Annotated in this window: 25 protein-coding genes and 1 tRNA gene; 8 read left to right on the forward strand and 18 right to left on the reverse strand. The window is 44.3% G+C overall.

What is annotated here, in order from left to right; genetic code table 11:
- Window positions 1–22: 22 nt before the first annotated feature.
- From ACUYLD_RS14065 to rpsF, 4 genes are all read right to left on the reverse strand, one after another.
- Entirely contained in the window at window positions 23–1,762 is a 1,740-nt protein-coding gene (locus tag ACUYLD_RS14065) for an ABC transporter substrate-binding protein (protein ID WP_165178321.1), read from the reverse strand.
- A gap of 526 nt (window positions 1,763–2,288) precedes the next feature.
- Window positions 2,289–2,561 carry a 30S ribosomal protein S18 gene (gene rpsR, locus ACUYLD_RS14070; protein WP_013312800.1) on the reverse strand — a complete coding sequence of 91 codons (273 nt, stop codon included), beginning with the start codon at window positions 2,559–2,561 and terminating at the stop codon, window positions 2,289–2,291.
- Between the two features lie 21 nt (window positions 2,562–2,582).
- Window positions 2,583–3,074: a single-stranded DNA-binding protein gene (ssb, locus tag ACUYLD_RS14075; RefSeq protein WP_013312801.1), complete on the reverse strand. Its 492-nt coding sequence runs from the start codon at window positions 3,072–3,074 to the stop codon at window positions 2,583–2,585.
- A gap of 49 nt (window positions 3,075–3,123) precedes the next feature.
- Window positions 3,124–3,408 (reverse strand): 30S ribosomal protein S6, encoded by a 285-nt coding sequence (gene rpsF / locus ACUYLD_RS14080; RefSeq protein WP_013312802.1) that lies wholly within the window; start codon window positions 3,406–3,408, stop codon window positions 3,124–3,126.
- A gap of 318 nt (window positions 3,409–3,726) precedes the next feature.
- Between rpsF and ACUYLD_RS14085 the strand changes: the two genes are divergently transcribed.
- Window positions 3,727–3,921, forward strand: coding sequence for a YjzC family protein (locus ACUYLD_RS14085; RefSeq protein WP_013312803.1), 195 nt, complete (start codon window positions 3,727–3,729; stop codon window positions 3,919–3,921).
- 366 nt (window positions 3,922–4,287) lie between these two features.
- Complete coding sequence (locus tag ACUYLD_RS14090) at window positions 4,288–4,605, forward strand: hypothetical protein (protein ID WP_013312804.1); 318 nt, start codon at window positions 4,288–4,290, stop codon at window positions 4,603–4,605.
- A 224-nt stretch (window positions 4,606–4,829) separates the two neighbouring features.
- On the opposite strand, the gene ACUYLD_RS14095 is transcribed toward ACUYLD_RS14090, so the two are convergent.
- The 3 genes from ACUYLD_RS14095 to ACUYLD_RS14105 all read right to left on the reverse strand — a co-directional run bounded on the left by ACUYLD_RS14095 (window position 4,830) and on the right by ACUYLD_RS14105 (window position 6,162).
- Window positions 4,830–4,920 (reverse strand) — tRNA-Ser (locus ACUYLD_RS14095).
- A gap of 77 nt (window positions 4,921–4,997) precedes the next feature.
- A complete protein-coding gene (locus tag ACUYLD_RS14100) occupies window positions 4,998–5,222 on the reverse strand; it encodes a DUF951 domain-containing protein (protein WP_025723137.1) in 225 nt (74 codons plus the stop codon).
- Entirely contained in the window at window positions 5,212–6,162 is a 951-nt protein-coding gene (locus ACUYLD_RS14105; RefSeq protein WP_446675327.1) for a mechanosensitive ion channel family protein, read from the reverse strand. The genes ACUYLD_RS14100 and ACUYLD_RS14105 overlap by 11 nt, the downstream gene beginning before the upstream one ends.
- A 250-nt stretch (window positions 6,163–6,412) precedes the next feature.
- Between ACUYLD_RS14105 and yyaC the strand changes: the two genes are divergently transcribed.
- Window positions 6,413–7,018, forward strand: coding sequence for a spore protease YyaC (gene yyaC, locus ACUYLD_RS14110; RefSeq protein WP_254327999.1), 606 nt, complete (start codon window positions 6,413–6,415; stop codon window positions 7,016–7,018).
- Here yyaC and ACUYLD_RS14115 read toward each other — a convergent pair.
- From ACUYLD_RS14115 to rpmH, 11 genes are all read right to left on the reverse strand, one after another.
- The gene (locus ACUYLD_RS14115; RefSeq protein ID WP_061830444.1) at window positions 6,972–7,493 is read right to left on the reverse strand and encodes a DUF4446 family protein; all 522 of its coding nucleotides are present in this window, start codon (window positions 7,491–7,493) and stop codon (window positions 6,972–6,974) included. The genes yyaC and ACUYLD_RS14115 overlap by 47 nt on opposite strands.
- Window positions 7,494–7,691: 198 nt before the next feature.
- Window positions 7,692–8,534 carry a ParB/RepB/Spo0J family partition protein gene (locus tag ACUYLD_RS14120; RefSeq protein ID WP_039272130.1) on the reverse strand — a complete coding sequence of 281 codons (843 nt, stop codon included), beginning with the start codon at window positions 8,532–8,534 and terminating at the stop codon, window positions 7,692–7,694.
- Entirely contained in the window at window positions 8,527–9,288 is a 762-nt protein-coding gene (locus ACUYLD_RS14125; protein ID WP_013312810.1) for a ParA family protein, read from the reverse strand. Before ACUYLD_RS14125 ends, ACUYLD_RS14120 begins: the two co-directional genes overlap by 8 nt.
- Before the next feature lie 186 nt (window positions 9,289–9,474).
- Window positions 9,475–10,293, reverse strand: coding sequence for a nucleoid occlusion protein (gene noc, locus ACUYLD_RS14130; protein WP_068939317.1), 819 nt, complete (start codon window positions 10,291–10,293; stop codon window positions 9,475–9,477).
- Between the two features lie 431 nt (window positions 10,294–10,724).
- Window positions 10,725–11,447: a 16S rRNA (guanine(527)-N(7))-methyltransferase RsmG gene (gene rsmG / locus ACUYLD_RS14135; protein WP_254326379.1), complete on the reverse strand. Its 723-nt coding sequence runs from the start codon at window positions 11,445–11,447 to the stop codon at window positions 10,725–10,727.
- On the reverse strand, window positions 11,447–13,336 hold the full coding sequence (gene mnmG, locus ACUYLD_RS14140; protein WP_103049706.1) for a tRNA uridine-5-carboxymethylaminomethyl(34) synthesis enzyme MnmG: 1,890 nt from the start codon (window positions 13,334–13,336) through the stop codon (window positions 11,447–11,449). The genes rsmG and mnmG overlap by 1 nt, the downstream gene beginning before the upstream one ends.
- A gap of 97 nt (window positions 13,337–13,433) precedes the next feature.
- A complete protein-coding gene (gene mnmE, locus ACUYLD_RS14145) occupies window positions 13,434–14,810 on the reverse strand; it encodes a tRNA uridine-5-carboxymethylaminomethyl(34) synthesis GTPase MnmE (RefSeq protein WP_254326380.1) in 1,377 nt (458 codons plus the stop codon).
- A gap of 128 nt (window positions 14,811–14,938) precedes the next feature.
- A complete protein-coding gene (gene jag, locus ACUYLD_RS14150) occupies window positions 14,939–15,700 on the reverse strand; it encodes an RNA-binding cell elongation regulator Jag/EloR (RefSeq protein ID WP_446675328.1) in 762 nt (253 codons plus the stop codon).
- The gene (locus ACUYLD_RS14155; protein ID WP_013312816.1) at window positions 15,697–16,563 is read right to left on the reverse strand and encodes a YidC/Oxa1 family membrane protein insertase; all 867 of its coding nucleotides are present in this window, start codon (window positions 16,561–16,563) and stop codon (window positions 15,697–15,699) included. The genes jag and ACUYLD_RS14155 overlap by 4 nt, the downstream gene beginning before the upstream one ends.
- A 71-nt stretch (window positions 16,564–16,634) precedes the next feature.
- Window positions 16,635–16,985, reverse strand: coding sequence for a ribonuclease P protein component (gene rnpA, locus ACUYLD_RS14160; protein WP_013312817.1), 351 nt, complete (start codon window positions 16,983–16,985; stop codon window positions 16,635–16,637).
- Between the two features lie 263 nt (window positions 16,986–17,248).
- A complete protein-coding gene (gene rpmH / locus ACUYLD_RS14165) occupies window positions 17,249–17,383 on the reverse strand; it encodes a 50S ribosomal protein L34 (RefSeq protein WP_007433250.1) in 135 nt (44 codons plus the stop codon).
- Between the two features lie 1,073 nt (window positions 17,384–18,456).
- Here rpmH and dnaA point away from each other — a divergent pair.
- From dnaA to remB, 5 genes are all read left to right on the forward strand, one after another.
- On the forward strand, window positions 18,457–19,803 hold the full coding sequence (gene dnaA / locus ACUYLD_RS14170) for a chromosomal replication initiator protein DnaA (RefSeq protein WP_250241425.1): 1,347 nt from the start codon (window positions 18,457–18,459) through the stop codon (window positions 19,801–19,803).
- A 186-nt stretch (window positions 19,804–19,989) separates the two neighbouring features.
- Window positions 19,990–21,132: a DNA polymerase III subunit beta gene (dnaN, locus tag ACUYLD_RS14175; protein ID WP_029518977.1), complete on the forward strand. Its 1,143-nt coding sequence runs from the start codon at window positions 19,990–19,992 to the stop codon at window positions 21,130–21,132.
- Between the two features lie 47 nt (window positions 21,133–21,179).
- Complete coding sequence (yaaA, locus tag ACUYLD_RS14180) at window positions 21,180–21,398, forward strand: S4 domain-containing protein YaaA (protein WP_023986416.1); 219 nt, start codon at window positions 21,180–21,182, stop codon at window positions 21,396–21,398.
- 54 nt (window positions 21,399–21,452) lie between these two features.
- On the forward strand, window positions 21,453–22,568 hold the full coding sequence (gene recF / locus ACUYLD_RS14185) for a DNA replication/repair protein RecF (protein WP_013308098.1): 1,116 nt from the start codon (window positions 21,453–21,455) through the stop codon (window positions 22,566–22,568).
- A 16-nt stretch (window positions 22,569–22,584) separates the two neighbouring features.
- Window positions 22,585–22,836, forward strand: coding sequence for an extracellular matrix regulator RemB (gene remB / locus ACUYLD_RS14190; RefSeq protein ID WP_063211658.1), 252 nt, complete (start codon window positions 22,585–22,587; stop codon window positions 22,834–22,836).
- The last annotated feature ends 14 nt before the right edge of the window (window positions 22,837–22,850 follow it).

Here is a 22,850-nt window from a genome sequence, read left to right on the forward strand (position 1 = left end):
CTGAGCATACGGTTGGCAACCCTTATTGAGCGATCTGAGCGTTATGCAGAGTGAACTCAAAATCTTTGTATGGTGTAATTTCCAAGCCGGTTACACGTCCATTAACTGGCCACATATCTCTGCGTTGGTACATAAAAATAGTTGGCAGATCCTTGTTCAACTCTTGATAGAGCTGTTTGTAAATCTGTTTGCGTTTCTCTTGATCCAGCTCATGCTTACCAGCAAGCGTTAGTTCATCGACCTTCTTATTGGAATAGCCGATATCATTTTGTGCACCATTCGTAATAAAAGTCGTTGTATCCGGGTCTGGAGTTAAGCCCCAAGCCGCAAAGAACATATCAAACTTGCCTGTGTCCTTTTTATCCATAATGGCGTTAAAATCTAAAGTTTCGGAAGTCAGCTTGATGCCTAGCTCCTTATAGTTATTGGACATGATCGGCAGTAAGGCCTCTACTACTGGATTATCAGCGGTCGCAGAGAAGTTGATGGTCAGCTTTTCTCCATCCTTTTCACGAATTCCGTCAGCACCAACCTTCCAGCCTGCCTCATCCAGCAAAGCCTTCGCCTTAGCTGTATCAAATTCATATTTGTTGATACCTTCATCCGTATAAGACCAAGATTCTGTAGATTGTGGAATGTTAATAACATTCGCATATGGACCATATACACCCTGCACAATCTCCTTGCGGTTTAAGCCAATCGTTAGAGCCTGACGTACTTTAGGGTCCTGAAATTTCTTTTCCTTGTGATTAAACGCTATATATCCATAGCCATTTGTCGGCATAATATTCACGTCCAAGAAGCCTAGAGCCTTTAATTCCTCTACATTGTCTTCCGTAACTGTGATGTTGTCCATGTCCGTTTCGCCCGTTTGCAGCATAGACAGGTTCGTTTCTTCTGTTGTTGTTTTGAAAATAACCGATTTCACCTTAGGTGCGCCTTTAAAGTAGTTTGGATTCGCATCCAATACGACTTGTTGACCTGGGGAGAAGCTCTTCAGTACATACTGACCAGAGCCGATCGGCTTATTATTAAGCGCCTTGATGCTGTCCAGGTTACCCTTTTTGAACCCTTTTCCGTAATAAGCTTCTGGCATAAAGTATTGCTCACCCAGAAAATCCTTCGTATACGCTGTTGCTTCTGTAACGGTGACCTCTACTGTATTATCATCAATGACCTTGATCCCCGAGATATCATTTGCTTTGCCATCGTGATATTCTTTACCGCCTTTAATCTTAAAAGACAATACATCGGTTTCTCCATCATAATTCGGATCATGCAGCACCTTAAGAACAAAAGCATAATCCTTTACGGTTACTGGAGTACCGTCACTATACTTCACACCTGGTTTCAGATGGAATGTGTATTTTAGACCATCCGGCGATACATCAACCTTTTCAGCCAAACTATTTTCATATGTACCATCCGCCTTCACCTGTAAGAAGGAATCAAATACTGTTCTGACTACATATAAATCGTAAGTCGTTTGCCAGAATAGCGGGTTGAATACCCCTTTAGGTGATGTCATACCTACTACAATGTTATCTTTCCGATTAGTCGCTCCCGGAGGGTTTTGCGACAGATCAGTTGCTTTAATAACGCCCTCCGTAACAGGTGCACTTGCTTCATTTCCCTCTGTTTTATTGCCCGCATTGCCTTGCTGTGGCTGTGCCTCATTGGCACCTCCGCTACATCCTGCAAACAGAACACCAACGATCGTAAGCATCATAAGCAAAGAAACCCATTTCTTCGTCTGCATCATCCTGTTAATCCCCCTTAGTCGGTTCTTTATTTAACAGCCTGTCTCATTCCTGCGGTGATTCGTTAAAGCTTGAGGTTTGAAAATGAAGTTTGCACATCCTCCTTACTGTCTTTAATAGCGTAAACACGTGTTTTAGACCTCTGGTCAATTTTGTGCGTTAACAACCATTACATTTTTATTAAGGTTTATCTTAAGTGTAAAATAATATCACGTCAATATCTTTTTTTATGTAATATAAAAATGCAAAATATCTATTTATGTAAACTTTATGAATTTTACTTGTGGAAAATGACAAAAAACAAGATTACATGTAATATAAAATAACATTCCGGAAGGCCGAAATGTTTACTCTGGCGAGTCGAGGAGCTTGCAATTTCACAAGCCATTAAAAGGTATGCTATGGTTTATGGGTAAACATGGATTGTATTATTAGTAAGTTACAATAGATGGCACTTGTTGTCAATATAAAAGATCACAAAAAAAAGACATTCCCGGGATCGGGAACGTCTCTTTTTTCCGCCCACTACTATTCAGTAGTGTAAGGAAGCAATGCGATTTGACGGGAACGTTTAACAGCGATTGTCAACATACGTTGATATTTCGCGCTTGTTCCAGTCACACGACGAGGAAGAATTTTTCCACGTTCGCTGATGAATTTTTTAAGCAGGTCTGTATCTTTATAGTCAATGTGAGTAATTTTGTTCACAGTGAAGAAACATACTTTACGACGTTTGTTGCGACCACCACGACGAGCTGGTCTTTTGTTATCGTCTCCGCCTTCTCTTTGTCTGAAGCCCATTCTTTGTCAGTCCTTTCCCAATTAAAATGGTAAATCATCATCCGAAATATCGATCGGTTTTCCGTCATCGGAAAAAGGATCCTGATTGTTTCGCGAGTTATTATTCCCGCGTCCACTATTGCTGTTACCGCCTCCGAAAGGAGACTCCTCACGCGCAGCTCCACCGCTATTGCCGCCACCGTTACCGCCATCGCGGTTAGATTCCAAGAAACGCACATTATCAGCTACAATTTCAGTCACGTATACACGTTTTCCTTCATTGTTCTCATAATTACGCACCTGGACACGGCCTTCAACAGCCGTTAAACGACCTTTGCGAAGATAGTTAGCGCATGTTTCAGCAAGCTGACGCCAGGTTACGATCGGCAAGAAATCCGCTTCCCGTTCGCCGCCTTGACTCGTAAACGGACGGTCTACAGCCAGGGTGAACTGGGTTACTGCTACACCAGACGGTGTATAGCGCAGCTCTGGATCTTTGGTCAAACGACCGATCAGAATGACACGGTTCAACAATCCAATCCCCTCCTTTGAGCGTTGTTCATTACATAATCACGTACAATAATTAAGCTACGTCGTTCGTAATGAGATAACGAATTACTTCGTCAGAAATTTTCATGATACGCTCAAGCTCAGTAACAACAGCAGGTTCTGCTGTGAAGTTTACCAGAACGAAAGAACCATCACGGAATTTCTTGATCTCATACGCAAGACGGCGTTTAGTTACATCGTGACTCGTAATTTCGCCACCGCCGTTAGAGATGATACCTTGGAATTTATCGACTGTCGCTTGAACAGCTTCTTGTTCAATGTCAGGACGAATAATATACATCGCTTCATATTTGCGCATTCTTTACACCTCCTTATGGACATAAGGCCCTCAATCTCAGTTGAGAGCAAGGAACGAGCCTAAGCTCGCACTAAAACAGTTTACCAAATCGAGCAACTGAATGCAACCTACAAATTCAATACACAAGCCTAAAACGGCTAAATACACTGCATATCATTAGCTTTATACAATTTTATAGAACATTAAAAATTTCGCATATATAAAGGAAATCATTTGATTCACTCACTATCTGTATCCCCCATTTCGCATGTTTCTGTTCAAGACAGCGCACAATAACCGTTGCAGTTCAAATTCATTTATCTAAGGAGGCACCACCGTATGGGTGAAAAGACTGAGTTCGAACCAGGGGATAAGGTCCCAAACGACGGCGTATACATGGAGGTCGGAGAAAAGAGCTTCCATACTGAAATCCAAAACCCACAGCAAGTAACGCTGGAAAGAGGCGATTCTTTTCCCGAGACTGCCAACCATAATCGCAAATGGAAGAAAAAAACGAAAGCTCGTGTCCACTAATGTATATTTCCTCGGAATCCTGGCCATATTATGATTAGGCGATACAACAGAGAGGTGTGGTTCCGTTGGATGACGTAGCCGGACAAACTGTTAGGAGATCCATTCCGGGCATTAGAAGCGTTAGGTTTGTGTAAAAGGACACTGTCTTTTCAACACGGTATTGCTTGTCAGTACACCGAGTTTCATGATGTGATTGGACAGATCGTATCCTGTTAAAAATGTATCGCCTACGATGGAGGACCTTTGTGGTCCTCCTTTGTTGCATTATCGGACTTTTTGCATATCCTGGTAAAATGCAGATTAATTCAGCTCCTTCTGCTAGAATATATCCAAGTACAAAGACCTACTATCTACGGAGGTTTAAAGATGAGCTATTCTCGAATATTAAAGTGGATATCAGGTATATTCGAATTGGTGCTTGCCGTACCGATTGTGGGGGGAGCTATTGTCATGGGGACCGGCTACTCGGCTCTGGGATTTATGCTTGTCCTTCACGCAGTAACACTTATCCTGTCGTTACGCAATCAGGAGGCGATCTACGGCTCCGTATGGGGAGTACTCACTTCTTTGCTGGCCTGGATACCCTTTGTAGGCTGGGCTCTCCATTTGATTGCAGCGATCCTTCTGATGATCTCTGGCTCAAAAAAAACAAAACGCTATCATTACCCGCCTAACCAGCTATAACAAAAGAGTGCTCCTAACGGCAATAATTTCTCTGCTGTCAGGAGCATTTTTTTGCTATAACGCCTTATTCATCCCCCAATAGATTTGTAATCGTTTCTTCCATCTTACCCTCATGGTTTATCTTAGTGCTTTTCACTTTATCACAGTCTGTTGACCTTTTATTCCACAAACAAAAAATCCCCTACGTCACAGACGTAAGAGATTGGTTTATTTAATGAAGTTAGTGGCGGAAAGAGTGGGAGTCGAACCCACGCACGCCTTGCGACGCCTAACTGATTTCGAGTCAGCCCCCTTAGACCTCTTGGGTACCTTTCCGCAGCAAGGATAATTATATCATCATTGCAACTGTGACGCAAGCTGATTCTGGTTCATCACCATTCATCTTTCTTGGCTCAATTTGCTTCTGTGTTTTGCTCGTCGGCATTAGCCTTTGATCGCAGCACTTTCTTCATATTCTTTTCGAACTTGGCACGCGGAATCAGCACACTATGCTGGCAACCGACACATTTGATTCGAATATCCATCCCCATGCGGATAATTTCCATTTCATTCGTTCCACACGGATGAGGCTTCTTCATCTGTACAATGTCCCCTAGTTCAAATGACTTACGCTCCACCCTTCTCTCCCCCTTTTCTTCCTTGTTCATCTTCTTTTTCTAGGGTTATCGCTGTCTCCAAAGCGGCCTGACGATGTTCCTCATCCTCTAGGGCCCTCTTGATGTTATTCTGAATATCACGCTCTACCACGGCCCCTGTATTCGGCATACATTCTGCCACAACACGCACAATATACTCTGAGGTAGTCATGGACTGAACCCCTAACACATCCGGTATATTAAGTATCTGTACATTGGACTCTTCAATACCTTGGATTGCCTGTTTTACCAAACCAACTGCTTCCTCCAGGCTACGCTCGGCCTTCATTGGCACATCCACTACCGCTAACGCGTTGGACATAGAGAAGTTCGTTACCGTTGTAATTGAGCCGTTTGGTAAAATGTACACCTCACCTTTCCAGCTCACCAGTCTGGTTGTACGCAGCCCGATCATTTCCACTGTACCCTTGAAAGTACCTGTCTGAATGACATCTCCTACGGCAAATTGATCTTCAAAAATAATAAAGAATCCGGTAATTACATCCTTAACCAAACTCTGTGCCCCAAAACCAACAGCCAATCCAAGCACTCCAGCTCCAGCAATCAGAGGGCCGAGATTAATACCCATTTGCGATAGCACCAGCATAATCAAAATGAAATTAAATACAATATTGGTTACATTTTTCAGAAGTTCCCCAACAGTCGTTAACCGTCTTGTATTCAATCGGAACCTGCCGTTATCTCCCTTTTGTTGCATCGACTTATCTATAATTTTATTAATAACTCGAATAAAGATACGTGTGATGATAAAAATAATCGCTATTTTCAAAATCACAAACAAAAAGGTCGACCACATCGTACTATCAGTGAGCCATTTCCATACAGCATCCTTCCATTGAATCGCATCTTTCACTACGTCATCCGTACCTACATTACCGGCCAACCAATGTATTAAGGTCATGCTGTACTCCTCCTTAAACAAGGGAACTACTCTTCCTGCTTCCCGAATTCTATTCCTACTATATAAGCTTATCTACTGACTTCAAACATATGGCTATGAATAATCTACTTCCTTCGAGTATAAAAGCACAAGTTTATCCATATACTAGCTACTATCTTGAGCATAAATGTTACCCGCAGGCTAATTGTTATTCTCCAAGGTACAGCGAGCGTAACCCGCACACTCCATTACAGAGCGAAAGGAAGATTCCATGACTCATCCATCTGACTTCATTCCGGGGCAAGAACCCCTAAGCTTAAAAATATCACACACAGACCCCGGGATCCAATCAGCCATCATCCATCGTCTGCTGTTCCATCTGCACCAGGCACCGAGTCTGCAAAATATCGTCATTATTTGCATCGGCACCGACCGTTCTACTGGAGATTGCCTGGGTCCGCTCGTAGGTACGCATTTAGCACGCTACAAAAGCCCTCTGTTTAACCTATACGGTACATTAGAGGAGCCTGTACATGCCATGAACCTGCAAACGACGCTAAACAGTATACAAGACCGGTATGAACAGCCTTATATCATTGGTATAGATGCATGTCTTGGACAAACCTCCAGTGTTGGATGCATTCAGGTTTCAGAAGGCCCTCTCAAGCCAGGAGCAGGTGTGAATAAAGAACTACCGCCGGTCGGCGATATCCATTTGACTGGTATCGTTAACGTCGGCGGCTTCATGGAATACTTCGTGCTACAAAATACAAGACTAAATTTGGTAATGAAATTATCAGATATCATTGCTGGTAGCCTATACTCCGCGATTAAGGAGTGGCATTACCGTTCTGTCCTGCTTGCTGCGCAAGAGTAACGGCTTCTTTTTCTTCAGGTGATAAGGAATAGGTGGATTGTCCCGCTTCTAGAGGCTTGGCATACACATATGAACCATCTCGGTTATAAATGCCGGTTAATACCATACCATCCTGATTGTCGTCTACAATAGCCAGAGAGAAGCTTAAATCACTTCCTCTCTCACCAAAGGCATTATAGCGTTTAATGCCTATATGTCCCTTCAAGCCAGTCAGTTTGCTGCGTAGTGATTTCATACTTGCACGATGGGTTTCCTGCTCATCCTCAATCGAATCCATCTGTACCTTCAAATCAATCAGCAGCGTTTCCAAATTCTCGACACCGCTGCCTGCCATCATGGTTTCATACTTTCGCCGCATCTTCTTCAGCTTTGCACCCTGCACGATAATAACAATCAACAGGATGAGCAAAATAAGCACGATCCCTGCAACGATTCCGGCAAGCTGTTCCATGATTAGTCCATTCAATTCAGCCATATGCTTGCTTCTACTCCTCTACCTCAAAAATCATGTACCTGCATACTTATATTTTATACGTTTGAGAACAGCGAAACAAATAACACAAGGCTATTAGTTTATCCATCAAAACCATTCTAATTCCTGCAATTCCAGACAAAGCAAAGACATATCTCACTTTCCATTTTGCTCAAGGAGACATGTCCATATTTCAACAAACTACTGTAATAGCTCCAGTAATCTTTCCAAATCCTGCTGGCTGTAATAATTCAATTCAATTTTGCCTTTATCCTTATTGTGCTTGATCTTTACAGTTGTTTTAAAGCGTTCACGCAGGGACTCTTCCATATGGTCAATATAGGGGTCCTTTTTTCGTACCTTTGCTTTGGCTTTCGCCTCACCAGGTTTATGATCCAACTGCTGTACAGCTTCCTCCAGTTCGCGAACACTCCACTGCTGTTCAATACATTGCTGTGCTAACTGTTTTACCATGTCTGGATCTTTGAGCCCAACAATAGCTCTAGCGTGTCCCATAGACAATGTTCCACGTGAAACATGATCTTTAACTTCTTCAGGCAATGCGAGCAAACGAAGGAAATTGGCAATATGAGAACGTGATTTTCCCACTTTCATGGACAACTCTTCCTGAGTTAAAGAAAATTGATCCATCAATCCCTGATAAGCCACTGCCACTTCCATTGCATTCAAATTCTCACGCTGCAAATTCTCAATCAGGGCAATCTCCATCACTTGCTGATCCGTAAAATTGCGAACAACTACAGGTATAGTCGGATTCCCACAAAATTGAGACGCCCGAAATCGCCTTTCCCCGGCTATGATTTCATATCCTCGCAATACACTACGTGCAATAATAGGTTGGATAACACCGTGTTGACGAATGGATTCGGCTAATTCTTTAATGGACTCTTCATCAAACGTTTTTCGAGGCTGGTACGGGTTTGCACGCAACTGGCTGAGCGGAATGTCAACAACCTTATCTTCTTCATTGACCATAAGGGAGGGAATGAGTGCATCAAGTCCTTTTCCCAACCGTTTACTCATAAGATACCACTTCCTTTGCCAACTCAATATATACCTCTGCCCCACGGGAACGGGGATCATACGTAATAATGGACTGGCCATGTGATGGTGCTTCGCTGAGTCTCACATTGCGTGGAATAATCGTCTGATAAACCTTGCTTTGAAAATACTTTTTCACTTCTTCAATCACCTGAATACCCAAGTTCGTGCGGGCATCAAACATGGTTAACAACACACCTTCAATTTGCAGTGAGGTGTTCAGGTGTTTTTGCACTAATCGCACGGTATTCAACAACTGACTTAATCCTTCTAATGCGTAATATTCACACTGGATTGGAATAATGACTGAATCGGAAGCCGTCAATGAATTAAGCGTCAAAATACCCAGCGATGGCGGGCAATCAATTAATATATAATCATAATTATGCTTAACGAGTTGAAGCGATCTTTTTAATCTCAATTCGCGAGAAATGGTCGGCACCAGTTCAATTTCCGCGCCTGCTAACTGAATGGTTGCCGGAATAATATCTAATCCCTCAACCTGTGTACTCATAATAGCTTCGCTAGGATCAACCTCGTTAATGAGTACATCATAAATGCAATTTGCCACGTCCGCCTTATTGATACCCACACCGCTGGTTGTATTACCTTGCGGGTCGATATCCACGAGCAATACCCTTTTGCCGAGGGAAGCAAGTCCGGCGCCCAAATTAACGGAAGTAGTTGTTTTGCCTACTCCGCCCTTTTGATTGGCTACGGCTATTATTTTTGACACTTCATTCACCTCATAATTTAATCGGAATCCTGCTACACTCCATAGCTACAAAACATTCTATGGAGACGTTACTTAGTCCTTAACTTACGGATAACGGCAATTTCAGAATAGAATTGAGTATGCTGCGGTTTTATTCGGCGTTAGACAGAAAAAGCGGCAATTGCTGCCGCCTGTACGCTTCATCCCTTACTTACGTTTGGGAATTTGAATGACAATCTCATAGTGATCCTCATGATCAGATTCCTTGGTCTTGATATCCAAGCCTGAGCCAGACACCATATCAATGGATTGACGAATCGTATTCAGCGCAAGCCGGACATCCTTGGTAAAGGAAATCCGCTTCGATTTCTTATTGGTGGATACTTGTTTATAAAAGGCAACTCGTGCCTCTGTCTGCTTCACATTGAGTTCCTTGGAAATGACTTCATCTAAAACCTTGTACTGTAGTTCTTCAGTCTCTAATGACAATAATGCACGAGCATGACGCTCGGACACCTTCCGTTCCATTAGAGCCTCTTTCACTCTCTCCGGCAGATGAAGCAGCCGTATCTTGTTAGCAATAGTGGATTGGCTTTTGCCAAGTCGTTGAGCGAGGCTTTCCTGGGTGAGCTGATGTAGATCAATCAGCTTTTGGTAAGCTACAGCCTCTTCAATCGCAGTTAACCCTTCCCGTTGAAGATTTTCAATCAACGCGATGGATGCAGCTTGTGAATCATTAAACTCACGAACAATGGCTGGAATAGTTTCCATACCCAGCTTGGTGACAGCTCTCCAACGACGTTCCCCTGCTATAATCTCATATTGTCCATTACGGAAACGAACGACAATCGGTTGAATTACACCATGCGTCTTAATGGTCTGGCATAGCTCATCAATCTTCTCGTCGTCAAATATGGTACGGGGCTGATAAGGACTGCTGACAATATCCCGAACTGGAATTTGTTTTATTTCGTCCCCAGTAGATCGCTCCGTCAAACCAAATAGCTTGGAAAATTGTTCTTTCATTCCGTATAATACCACCTAATTTCATAATAGCACCATACTAACAGCGCTTCGTGAAAAACAGTTCCTTACGCGGATCGTAGACCCTTTTATATGAAACAGCGCCGTAAGCGGGTACACTCCACGTACACCCCTGACATTTGTTGTCCCACTGCCCTATATGTATATCTGAATTCATGGGTACGGGAGCAGTCAACTTACATTAAAACGATTATCTCTATTCTATCACTTTTCCAGCCATAATCCTATCGTCTCTATCAGCTTTTCGGAAGGATCAGATAATAAATTATGCATCCTCTTTGACAACTATCTATCCATCTTCTTCCCCCATGTAAACAAGAACGCATGTTAGCAAAGTGTCTTTTATGTAAAGAGTCTGTCAGCCATAAAAAAAGTGAATGTTTCACGTGAAACATTCACTTTCTTTCAAACAATTACACTAACGGCGTCTTCAAAGGAGTACCCGGCTTACGTGGATATTTCCGTGGTGTAGCCGCTCTTTTTTCAATAATAATCATATGTCTGGCTGCATCTTCAACAGGTAGCTGGAAAGCCTGAACATGTTTGATTTTTCCCTTTAGCTCTTTCAAACTGTAGGAAGCTTCCTTGATTTCCTCCGTAGGATCACTACCCTTCATCGCGGCAAAGTGTCCCCCTTCACGGACAAACGGCAAACAAAATTCATTCAATACGGTGAGACGAGCAACCGCTCTGGCTGTCACTAGATCATAGCTATCGCGGTATCCTGGTTTACGCCCCAATTCCTCTGCCCTGCTGTGAATCAGTTCAACATTTTCCAAACCCAACTGCTCTACTACATGGGCCAAGAATTGTATACGTTTGTTCAATGAATCTACAATAGTCAACTGAATCTGCGGAAAGCATATTTTCAAAGGAATGCCTGGAAAACCTGCACCTGATCCAATATCAGCCAAGCTTCCCACATCATTTAACGGAACATAAAAGGCCAGGGAAAGAGAATCATAAAAATGCTTGGTGTACACTGCATCGCGCTCAGTAATACCCGTCAGGTTCATTTTTTCATTCCACTCAACCAGCACACGGTAATATGTTTCAAACTGCTCTAACTGACTGTCATTAATTACAATACTATGCTCTGCCAGCCGCTGCTTAAATTGCTGTTGTATCGCGTCCATTATGATCCCCTTGCTGCCGTTACGCGGTTATAATGCTCCAGATAAACCAGCAAAATGGAAATATCCGCAGGAGTTACACCCGAAATACGGGATGCTTGGCCAATCGACATCGGACGGATCTTTTCAAGCTTCTGCTTGGCTTCAATGGCCAGTCCTTGAACTTCATTGTATACAATATCCTCTGGGAGCTTCTTCTTCTCCATCTTTTGCAGACGCTCCACATGCATCAATTGCTTCTCAATGTAGCCCGCATACTTAATCTGGATTTCCACCTGCTCCTGTTCTTCCTCAGTAAGAGCTATAGGTGAAGGTGAGATTTGTGCTACTTGCGCATAACTGATCTCTGGTCGACGTAGCACCGTTAACAAATTACTGCCATCCTGTATTGGTGCAGATCCGCCTTGCTCCAGCATCTCATTTATATCAACCGGACGAACCTTCGCCAAGCGCAAACGCTCAATCTCTTGCTCTACCTTTTGCTTTTTATCCAAAAAGCGCTCGTATCGTTCATCCGTAATTAGGCCAATATCATGCCCGATCGGAGTCAATCGCAGGTCCGCATTATCATGACGCAATAACAGACGGTATTCTGCACGCGACGTCAGCAGACGATAAGGCTCATTCGTCCCCTTCGTCACCAAATCATCGATCAGAACCCCAATGTAGCCTTGCGAACGGTCCAATACGACGGGTTCTTTGCCCTGCACCTTACGAGCTGCGTTAATCCCTGCCATAATTCCTTGGCCCGCAGCTTCTTCATAACCAGAGGTACCGTTAATTTGACCTGCTGTGAACAAGCCAGGAACTTTCTTCGTTTCCAAAGTAGGCCATAACTGCGTAGGTACCATTGCATCATATTCAATAGCATAGCCATTGCGCATCATCTCTACCTTTTCCATCCCCGGAATCGAACGCAGCACAGCTAATTGCACATCCTCTGGTAAGCTGGTCGACAAGCCTTGAACATAGTATTCAGATGTGTTTTTACCTTCAGGCTCCAAAAAGATTTGGTGCTTAGGCTTATCACTGAAACGTACCACTTTATCTTCAATAGATGGGCAATAACGTGGTCCCGTTCCTTCAATCAGACCAGAGAACATGGGTGCACGGTGCAAGTTATCATTAATAATCTGATGCGTTTCTACTGAAGTATATGTCAGCCAGCAAGGAAGCTGTTCATTATCCGAAGACTTCGTTTCATAGGAAAAGAACTTCGGTTGATCATCACCCGGTTGTATTTCCGTTTTGCTAAAATCAATCGTGTCCTTGTGTACACGTGGTGGCGTTCCTGTCTTAAATCGAACCAGATCAAAACCCAGTTCTCTCAAATGCTCAGACAATCTCAACGAAGGCTGTTGATTGTTCGGACCACTCTCATACATCAGCTCGCCCATAATGATTTTTCCCCGCAGATAAGTGCCTGTGGTTAGGACAACTGCCTTACTTCGATACTCTGTGCCCGTCTTCGTAATTACACCTACGCAATGGCCGTCTTCCATAATCAGCTCTTCCACCATACCTTGGCGTAAGGTTAGATTCGGTTCCTTTTCCATCGTTTCCTTCATCGCATGCTGATAAGAAAACTTGTCTGCTTGTGCACGCAATGCATGAACCGCCGGACCCTTACCAGTATTTAACATTCTCATTTGGATAAATGTCTTATCAATATTCCGACCCATTTCGCCGCCCAGTGCATCAATTTCTCGCACCACATGCCCTTTTGCAGGACCGCCAATAGACGGGTTGCAGGGCATGAACGCGACCATATCCAGGTTAATTGTGATCATCAATGTGCGGCAGCCCATCCGTGCTGCTGCCAAGGCTGATTCTACGCCCGCATGGCCCGCGCCTACGACAATTACGTCATAGTCGCCTCCTTGGTAACCCATACCTTTCTTACCTCCTTATACATTCCGGTCTTCACGCCGAATATGCTCTTGTATATCTATAACGATAGCAGGCTTATATCAGCCATGCTTGAATGTTCTATTTGCCCAGACAAAATTGTGAAAATATTTGATCTATCAACGCATCATGCGCAGTATCGCCTACAATCTCGCCCAAATGCTCCCATGCCAGCCTTACATCAATCTGGATCATGTCGATCGGAACAAATTGATCAGCGGCTTCATAGGCATCTACCAGCGATTGGCGCGCCTTCTTCAACAAAGCAATATGCCGTACGTTGCTGACATATGTCATATCCGCTGATTCCAGCTTGCCGCTAAAGAATAACTTGGATATCGCCTGCTCCAGTCGGTCCGCTCCCTCATTTTCCTTCACAGACATCGGTACGATAAGCTCTTCGGGAACATAACGCAGCAACAAATCCCGGTCTACTTGGGCCGGTAAGTCCATTTTATTCATAATGACAATCGCTTGTCTACCGCGGATTTGTTCCATTAATGCCATTTCATCCTCATGCAGTGGTTCGTTGGCGTTAATGACGATGAGCAGCAGATCCGCTTCACTAACCGCCGTTCTCGAACGTTCTACTCCGATCCGTTCCACTACATCCATCGTTTCACGAATCCCTGCTGTATCCAGCAACTTGAGCGGAATACTATTAAGCGTCACATATTCCTCAATAACGTCACGAGTTGTGCCCGGAATATCGGTCACAATGGCCCGCTCGCCCTGAGCCAATGTGTTCAGCAGTGACGATTTGCCCACATTTGGCCTTCCAACAATCGCTGTGGTCAGCCCTTCGCGCAAAATCTTTCCCTGCTCCGCCGTATGCAGCAGCCGATCAATTTCCGTCATAACCTGACTGCTTTTATCCTTGATTAAGTCAGATGTAAAAGATTCAACATCATGCTCAGGATAATCAATGTTCACTTCAATATGAGCAAGTGTCTCCACCAAGACATGACGCAGACGACGAATATTCTGGGACAGTTGTCCATCTACCTGCTTCAAAGCCACCGAAAAAGCTTTATCTGATTTGGAGCGGATTAAGTCAATGACGCCCTCTGCCTGACTCAGATCAATACGACCATTCAGAAAAGCACGTTTCGTAAATTCACCTGGCTCAGCCAGACGTATATTTTGCAGTAATAGTAAATCCATCACCCGTTTGACGGCTACGACCCCGCCATGAGTGCTGATTTCTACGACATCTTCTGTCGTAAAAGAGCGTGGCGCCCGCATCACTGTAACTAAAACTTCCTCCACCTTTTCCTGGCTTTGAGGATCTATAATATGTCCATAATGTACTGTGTGAGTTGGAGCCTTGCTTAGAGGTGTTTTACTACGGAACAAAGCCTCCACTTCTGTGACCGCTTCTGGACCGCTGACTCGTACAACCGCAATGCCGCCCTCGCCGACAGCCGTTGCAATGGCAGCTATAGTATCACTCAGCATAAAGTTTCTACCTCCTATCAAGTAGAAACGACATTGCCGTCCTTCATCAAGGACGGCAGCCGTTTCAGCGAGAATTATAAGAAAAAAAGCAATGACTTCTGCATCTTGCAGAGAGCCATTGCGTCGGATTATTTTTTAGCAATGATGACGCGCCGATTGGGCTCGTCCCCCTTGCTGTATGTTCTAACCAGCGCATGCTGTTGGAGCTTGGCATGAATCAGCTTCCGCTCCTGTGACGGCATTGGCTCCAGTACCACTTCCTTGCCATAACGAATAGCCTGGTTCGCCAACCGATCTGCCAAATCTTCCAGCGTTTTTTGCCGACGTGCACGGAATTGCTCGGCATCCAGCACAATTCGGATGAACTTGTCAGAATGACGGTTGGCAACGATATTCGTCAGGTACTGCAATGCATCCAACGTCTGTCCTCTGCGGCCGATCAACATACCGAGCGACGGACCGGAGATATCCAGTGTACTTTCATCCTTGCGGTGGCGGACATCGACTTTAACGTCCAGTCCCATTCCTGCTGCTGTTTCACGGATAAAACGCACCGCCTCTTCATAAGGATCTATATGTCCCGAGGGTGCTTCCGTGTTCATCTGTGCTTCCTGTGCAACAGGCCTAGTTTCTTCTGATAAAGCCTGTCCCACGCTAGAAGGTGCTTGAGCCGATATATGAAGTTCAGCCGCGTGTGTGGTTTCAGGAGACGGCTCAGAGAGCAGCGTAAGCTCCACCTTCGCCTTCTTGACCCCGAGCCACCCCAGGAATCCTTTTGACGGCTGTTCCAACACGCTTACGGTTACCCGTTCACGGCTTACTCCCAGCTGGGAGAGTCCTTGTCTTACAGCATCTTCAACGGTTTTTCCTGATGTCACGACTTTGGTCATCTCGACTTTTTAGCCCCCTTCGTGTTTTTACCACCTTTTTTCTTACTATTGGAGGAACCAGTTTTCGCGAGACTGGCTGTTTTCACATTCGCCAGTGCTGCTTCTTTATCCTTATTCCGATAAAGGAAATAGTTTTGAATGATCGTGTAAATATTACTGTAGAACCAGTACAACGGCAAAGCGGATGGGAAGTTGTACGACATGAACAGAATCAGCACCGGATAGACGTACAGCAAAAATTGCATCGGTCCCTGCTGCGGCGTCGGATTCATTTTCATCATCATCCAAGTTTGGACAAATGTCGTAATCGCTGCCAAAATCGGCAGGATAAACAAGTGATCCGGTTTACCTAACTGGAGCCACAAGAAATCATGATCCCGCAATGCTGAGTTATAATAAATGGCATTATAAAGCGCGATGAAAATTGGCATCTGTACTACCAAAGGAAGACAGCCCGCCATCGGGTTGACTTTGTTTTCCTGGAACAACTTCATCGTCTCTTGCTGGACCTTTTCAGGCGTATCCTTGTACTTCGCTTGGATTTCTTTTAATTGCGGCTGAATGGCCTGCATAGCTTTGGAACTACGTACTTGCTTGAGTGTAAGCGGCAAAATAATGGTTCGCACGATAATCACCAGAATCAGTACGGCCAGGCCATACTCTCCAGAGAACCATTGGGCAAATGTATCTAGCGCATACGAAAACCAGTAAACGACATATCTTTGCCAAAACGATCCATTGGCCAAGTCTGCCGTCGTGTAAGAATTGTGGGCCGTCTGGGCACATCCGGACAGCACAGCAACAAGTGCCAATAAGGCAATCAGGAGGAACCATTTTCCCCGTTGAGTCTTCAAACGCGACACTTCATAACCCCTTTCTTAACCAATCCATTCCAACGTAAATCATACCATATCCTGTAGGACAAAGATACTGACTATCGGCGTGAAGACTTGAGCAGCGAGGCTTTGCGTAGAACGTGCAGCACGCTTTTCTCCAGCTCTTGATACGACATTGTAACCGCACCTTTACGAACGATAAAAATCAGGTCAATCTGCTCCACCAATTCATGCTCATGATGGCGCACAATTTCCTTAACGATTCTACGCATCCGGTTGCGAACTACTGCATTGCCGATCTTCTTGCTGGCCGAAATTCCGACGCGGAACTGCTCTACCTCTCTGCGGCGGAACCAGTACACCACAAACTGATGGTTGGCAAAAGATTTGCCATGGCGGTATACGCGCCCAAAGTCCGCCCGGTTTCGTAGACGCAATTTTTTTTGCACGGCGCTTCTCCTTGCTCATCTCTTTTACACATGTCGGTAAGCTTACCCTTACCTTTTATATAGTAAGAAGTATGGACAACATTCCAACATGGTAATCTCGCTTATTTTATATCCGTTTTCAAAAGCTTCATCTAATATAGGACAGGATGCTGGACTTCCCCCTCTTCTTTCACTACATTTTTACAACAATAGAAGAAGGGATCCGATCCCTGAATACCTCAATTATGAAAAAAAAGACCACCGTAGTGGTCTTTATGCACGCATTACGCACTCAATACTTTTCTACCTTTTTGGCGACGAGCTGCCAAAACTTTACGGCCATTCTTCGTGCTCATTCTTTTACGGAAGCCGTGAACTTTTTTACGTTTGCTGACATTCGGTCTGAAAGTCGGTCTCATTGTGCTGCACCTCCTTACAAGGAATACGTTTTATATGGAATATACCTAACATAGCAATCTCCACAAAAAACACCTTTGTACATTTAACCACAAATAACGGTCAAAGTCAATGTACTTGTGAATCCTCTCCCTCTTTTTCGCATTCAGGAAGCCTCCTCCCCTTCCCCCGCTCACTCACTTCACTCTTTTATTCCCTTATTTCATAAAATTTCTTTTGCCTCTCCTCCATCATCAGCATTCTATTTGTAGTTTTCACTCCTCCAAAAACTGCTCTTTTTACATTCCTTCATTCTGTGACTTGAATCCATCCTATTTTCGGATCGACGTTATCGAGCTCGTTCAAAAACAATGTCGGAAACGTTACCGGAAATTTTCAACAAAAAAATAAGCCTCTGTGACCAAAAGGCAACGGCTGTTATACACAGATCCACAAAAAGAACTGAATTGTGATTTAAATGGTCATAACCTGTGCATAACATTTTAGAGTAAAAAAGAGTTATTGTCGAAAACTGAACAAATTATAAACAATATCTTGTGTTGTGAATAAAAATTGTACACAACAGATTGAATTTGTGGATAAATAACCACCAGTCATTGAAATACAAGGCTTCTTTTGCTATGATGATATTACTTTTGAATGTGAATATGTTGTTTTACCCTCCATATTATCAACACCCTGTGGATAAAGTTGTGAACAAGTTCAATTTATCCATCTTTTTATTTTTGTGCGGATTTGGGATTCTGGGGATATATTCTACATTTTTCATTTGATTTCGACATATTGCAGTCCCGTTTTGGCCTGCGGGATCAAGAGAACGGATCGTGCCGCACATTCCCTCCTGAGAAATATCGCCTCTCTTCTGCTGATCAGCAGCGGAATTTCCATTAGCTATTTTTCAGGGTCATTTTGTGCTGCGTTCTCTCACCACACTGCCGCATGATTTAGGCGGCGGTATGTCTTTTTATGGCCTTCAACAACATTTTTGGGATTTTAGGCGTTTTGCCGAAGCGCCGAGAGCAGCTCTCTGCAGCTTAATTCGGTAAAATGTCAGGATTTAAAAGGAGTGACGTCTGTGGACAGCCATACCTCTGAACTATGGCAGCAAATTCTATCCATTATACAAACCAAGCTGAGTAAGCCGAGTTACGACACTTGGTTTAAGGCTACCAAGGCAGCGAAACTAAATGACCACTCCATTGTGATTTCTGCACCGACAACTTTTGCCGTGGAATGGCTTGAAAGCCGCTATACCAAGCTAGTCGGAGCAACGGTTTATGAAATTTTGGGCAAACAGCTAGAGGTCAAGTTCGTTATTGAAGAGAACAAGCCCGCCGAGGTCGACCTTCAGCAACAACCTCAGCAGCAGCCGGTCGTTCATGAAGAAGCTGTGTCCCATATGCTGAATCCCAAATATACATTCGATACATTCGTCATCGGATCGGGGAACCGTTTTGCCCATGCGGCATCGCTGGCCGTCGCCGAGGCGCCGGCCAAAGCTTACAATCCGCTGTTTTTATACGGTGGTGTGGGGCTGGGGAAAACGCATCTGATGCACGCTATCGGGCACTATATTTTGGAGCACAATCCGGCCAGCAAGGTCGTTTATTTATCGTCGGAGAAGTTTACGAATGAATTCATTAATGCCATCCGGGACAACCGCGGGGAAAGTTTCCGGAATAAATATCGCAACATTGATATTTTGCTCATTGATGATATTCAATTCATTGCGGGCAAGGAATCGACGCAGGAGGAATTTTTCCACACGTTTAACGCGCTTCATGAGGAACGCAAGCAGATTATAATCTCAAGCGATCGGCCGCCTAAAGAAATTCCAACGCTGGAAGAACGGTTGCGCTCTCGCTTCGAATGGGGACTTATTACGGATATTCAACCGCCGGATCTGGAGACGAGAATTGCTATTCTTCGGAAAAAGGCGCGGGCGGAAAACCTGGATATTCCCAATGAGGCCATGATGTATATCGCTAATCAAATTGATACGAACATCCGTGAGCTGGAAGGGGCGCTAATACGCGTTGTTGCCTATTCTTCCTTAACAAATCAGGATGTAACAAGTCATCTTGCGGCTGAAGCGTTGAAGGACATTATCCCGTCCAGCCGTCCAAAAATGATCACGATTCAGGATATACAGCATCAAGTCGGGGAATTTTACAATCTACGGCTGGAGGATTTTAAAGCGCGTAAGCGGACGAAGGCTGTAGCTTTTCCACGACAAATTGCCATGTACCTGTCTCGTGAGCTAACCGACTATTCTTTGCCGAAAATCGGCGAAGCTTTCGGTGGGCGTGATCATACGACTGTCATTCATGCGCACGAAAAAATCTCCAAATCCATTCAAGTGGATCAGGATCTGTTTAAAGTTATCAACAACCTAATAGAAAAAATCAAAAATCCAACCTGAACAAGTTCAGAGCCTATACACAATTTATACACATGTGGATAGGCTTGATTTTATTAGGGTTACAGTGACTTATCCACATATTCAGTGCGCCTATTACTATTACTAATATATTTTAAAGATATACATCACCTAAATAAGGCCCGCGTCAACGCGTGCTTGAAGGATTAAAACCCGTAGGAGGAACTTATGAAGATCAGCATTCTGAAAAACGTTTTGAACGAGGCTATACAACATGTATCCAAAGCGATATCAAGTCGGACTACGATTCCAATTCTGAGCGGTATTAAGCTGGATGTGAATCACCAGGGAGTAACGCTGACCGCCAGCGATACAGACATCTCCATTCAATCCTTTATTCCGATGGAGGATGGTGACCAAACTGTCGTTCAGGTCGAACAACCCGGTAGTGTTGTACTGCCAGCCAAATTCTTTGTCGAAATTATCAAAAAGTTGCCGTCTCAGGAGATCCGTATGGAGGTAAAAGACCAATTCCAAACCTTTATCTCGTCCGGTGCAACTGAAATTCAGATTGTTGGCTTAGACCCTGAAGAATTCCCGGTGCTTCCCAACATTGAAGAAAATCAAGTCATCTCTGTGCCAGGAGATTTACTTAAAAATATGATTAAACAGACGGTGTTCTCCATTTCCACCCACGAAACGACACCGATTTTAACCGGCGTGTTGTGGAATCTGGCTGAGGGGGAACTGAAGTTTGTGGCAACGGACCGCCACCGCCTTGCCACCCGCAGCGCTCATTTGGAGACGTCTGAAGGCTTGCGCTTTAGCAATGTTGTCATTGCGGGCAAAACGCTAAATGAGCTGAGCAGAATTATTCCAGACCAAAATATGCTTGTGGATATCGTAGTAGCGGACAATCAGGTATTATTCAAAGTAGATCGGGTGCTATTTTATTCCCGCATCTTGGACGGCACCTATCCTGATACTTCTAGAATTATTCCGACCTCCTACAAAACAGAACTGATTGTGGATACAAAAAGTTTAAGTGAGTCAATTGACCGTGCTTATTTGCTGTCCCGTGAGGAAAAAACGAATATTGTAAAAATGCAGTCGCTGGAAAATGGCGGCTTGGAAATTTCCTCTAGTTCCTCTGAGCTTGGCAAAGTGCGTGAGGAAGTAACTGTGTCCAAATTTGAGGGAGAGCCGCTCAAAATTTCGTTCAACTCCAAATACATGCTCGACGTGCTCAAGGTGATTGATAGCGAGCAGCTGACGATTGCTTTTACCGGCATTATGAGTCCCATTATTTTAAAACCGGCAGATTCCAGCAATGCGCTGTATATCATCCTGCCATATCGCACAACCAACTGACGTTTAGCTTTAACCCACCCGAGGACAAGCGAAAGGATGAACAAGCCTTGAAACAGATATCTATACAGACCGAATACATCAAGCTCGATCAATTTTTAAAATTAGCCGATTGTGTATCCACAGGAGGCATGGCTAAAGCCCTGCTGCAAGAGGGACAAGTCCGTGTGAATGGTGAACCGGAAGAACGTCGTGGAAGAAAACTGTACCCGGGTGATACCGTAGAAGTAGAGGACAACGGAAGTTTCGAAGTTACAGCAGGAGCATGATCGCCTGGGTGGCAAGGACTCCTTTTAGGTACGGAGTAACAAGGGGGACCCTATGTGTTTGTGAACAACATTGTTTTGCAGCAGTACCGGAACTATGAACAGCTGGAGCTGAATGAATTTGGGCCCGTTAATTTGCTGATCGGACAAAATGCGCAGGGCAAAACGAATCTGGTAGAGGCGATTTTTGTACTGGCTTTAACCAAAAGTCATCGAACGTCCCGCGACAAAGAGTTAATCTCTTTCGGGGCTACTTCCACTCACCTAGCTGCGGATGTGGATAAAAAATACGGGAAAATCAGACTGGATCTCGCGTTATCCACACAAGGCAAAAAAGCAAAGATCAACGGACTGGAGCAGCGAAAACTGAGCGATTTTATCGGTTCGTTAAATGTGGTCATGTTTGCACCTGAGGATCTCGAAATCGTCAAAGGAACACCGGGGGTTCGCCGCCGGTTTCTTGACATGGAAATTGGACAGGTTGCGCCAGGATATCTGTATCATTTGCAGCAATACCAGAAAGTATTGGTGCAGCGAAATAACCTGCTCAAGCAAGCTTGGGGTAAGGATATGGCTTCAGTACAGCTGATGCTGGAGGTATGGAATGAGCAACTTGTTGAGCATGGTGTTAAAATTGTTAAAAAGCGGAAACAATTTATAACAAAGCTACAAAAGTGGGCTCAGGCCATTCATGAAGGGATTGCAGGTGGGACAGAAGAGTTAAAATTAACCTATGTTCCCTCCTTCAGTGAGCCAGAGGAAGAAGATGAAGCTGTCTTATTGGAGCGATTTATGATAAAGTTATCCCAAATGAGGGAACAGGAAATCCGCCGTGGCATGACTTTGGCGGGACCCCATCGTGATGATTTGGCCTTTGCCATTAACGGCAGAGAAGTGCATACGTATGGCTCGCAGGGGCAGCAGCGGACGACGGCCCTGTCCTTGAAGCTGGCCGAAATAGAGTTAATTCATGAAGAAATTGGTGAATATCCTGTCCTGCTGCTGGATGATGTTTTGTCCGAGCTGGACCCCTATCGTCAGACTCAGCTGATCGAGACTTTCCAAAGCAAGGTACAGACCTTTATCACGGCAACCGGGGTTGAGACTTTGAACGCAGAACGACTCAAGGATGCCAATATTTATCACGTCCACGACGGGCATGTGGAACACTAAGGAGTGAGTGACCGCTATGTATATTCATCTGGGTGGAGAAAAAATCATCCGCTCTTCAGAGCTTGTGGCTATTTTCGATATCTCGATTGAAAAATCCTCTAAAATCTCCAAGCAATACGTGAACCACGCCCAACAGCAGAAGCATGTCGAGATGATTGGCGAAGAGGAAGCCAAGTCCATCGTAGTGACTCAGAATACGGTGTATTATTCCCCCATCTCCTCAACAACACTCAAAAAGCGGGCAAACCAGTTTTTTGCCAATGCTTAACCATAGAATCTATA

The sequence above is a fragment of the Paenibacillus sp. SER-28 genome (assembly GCF_052906305.1).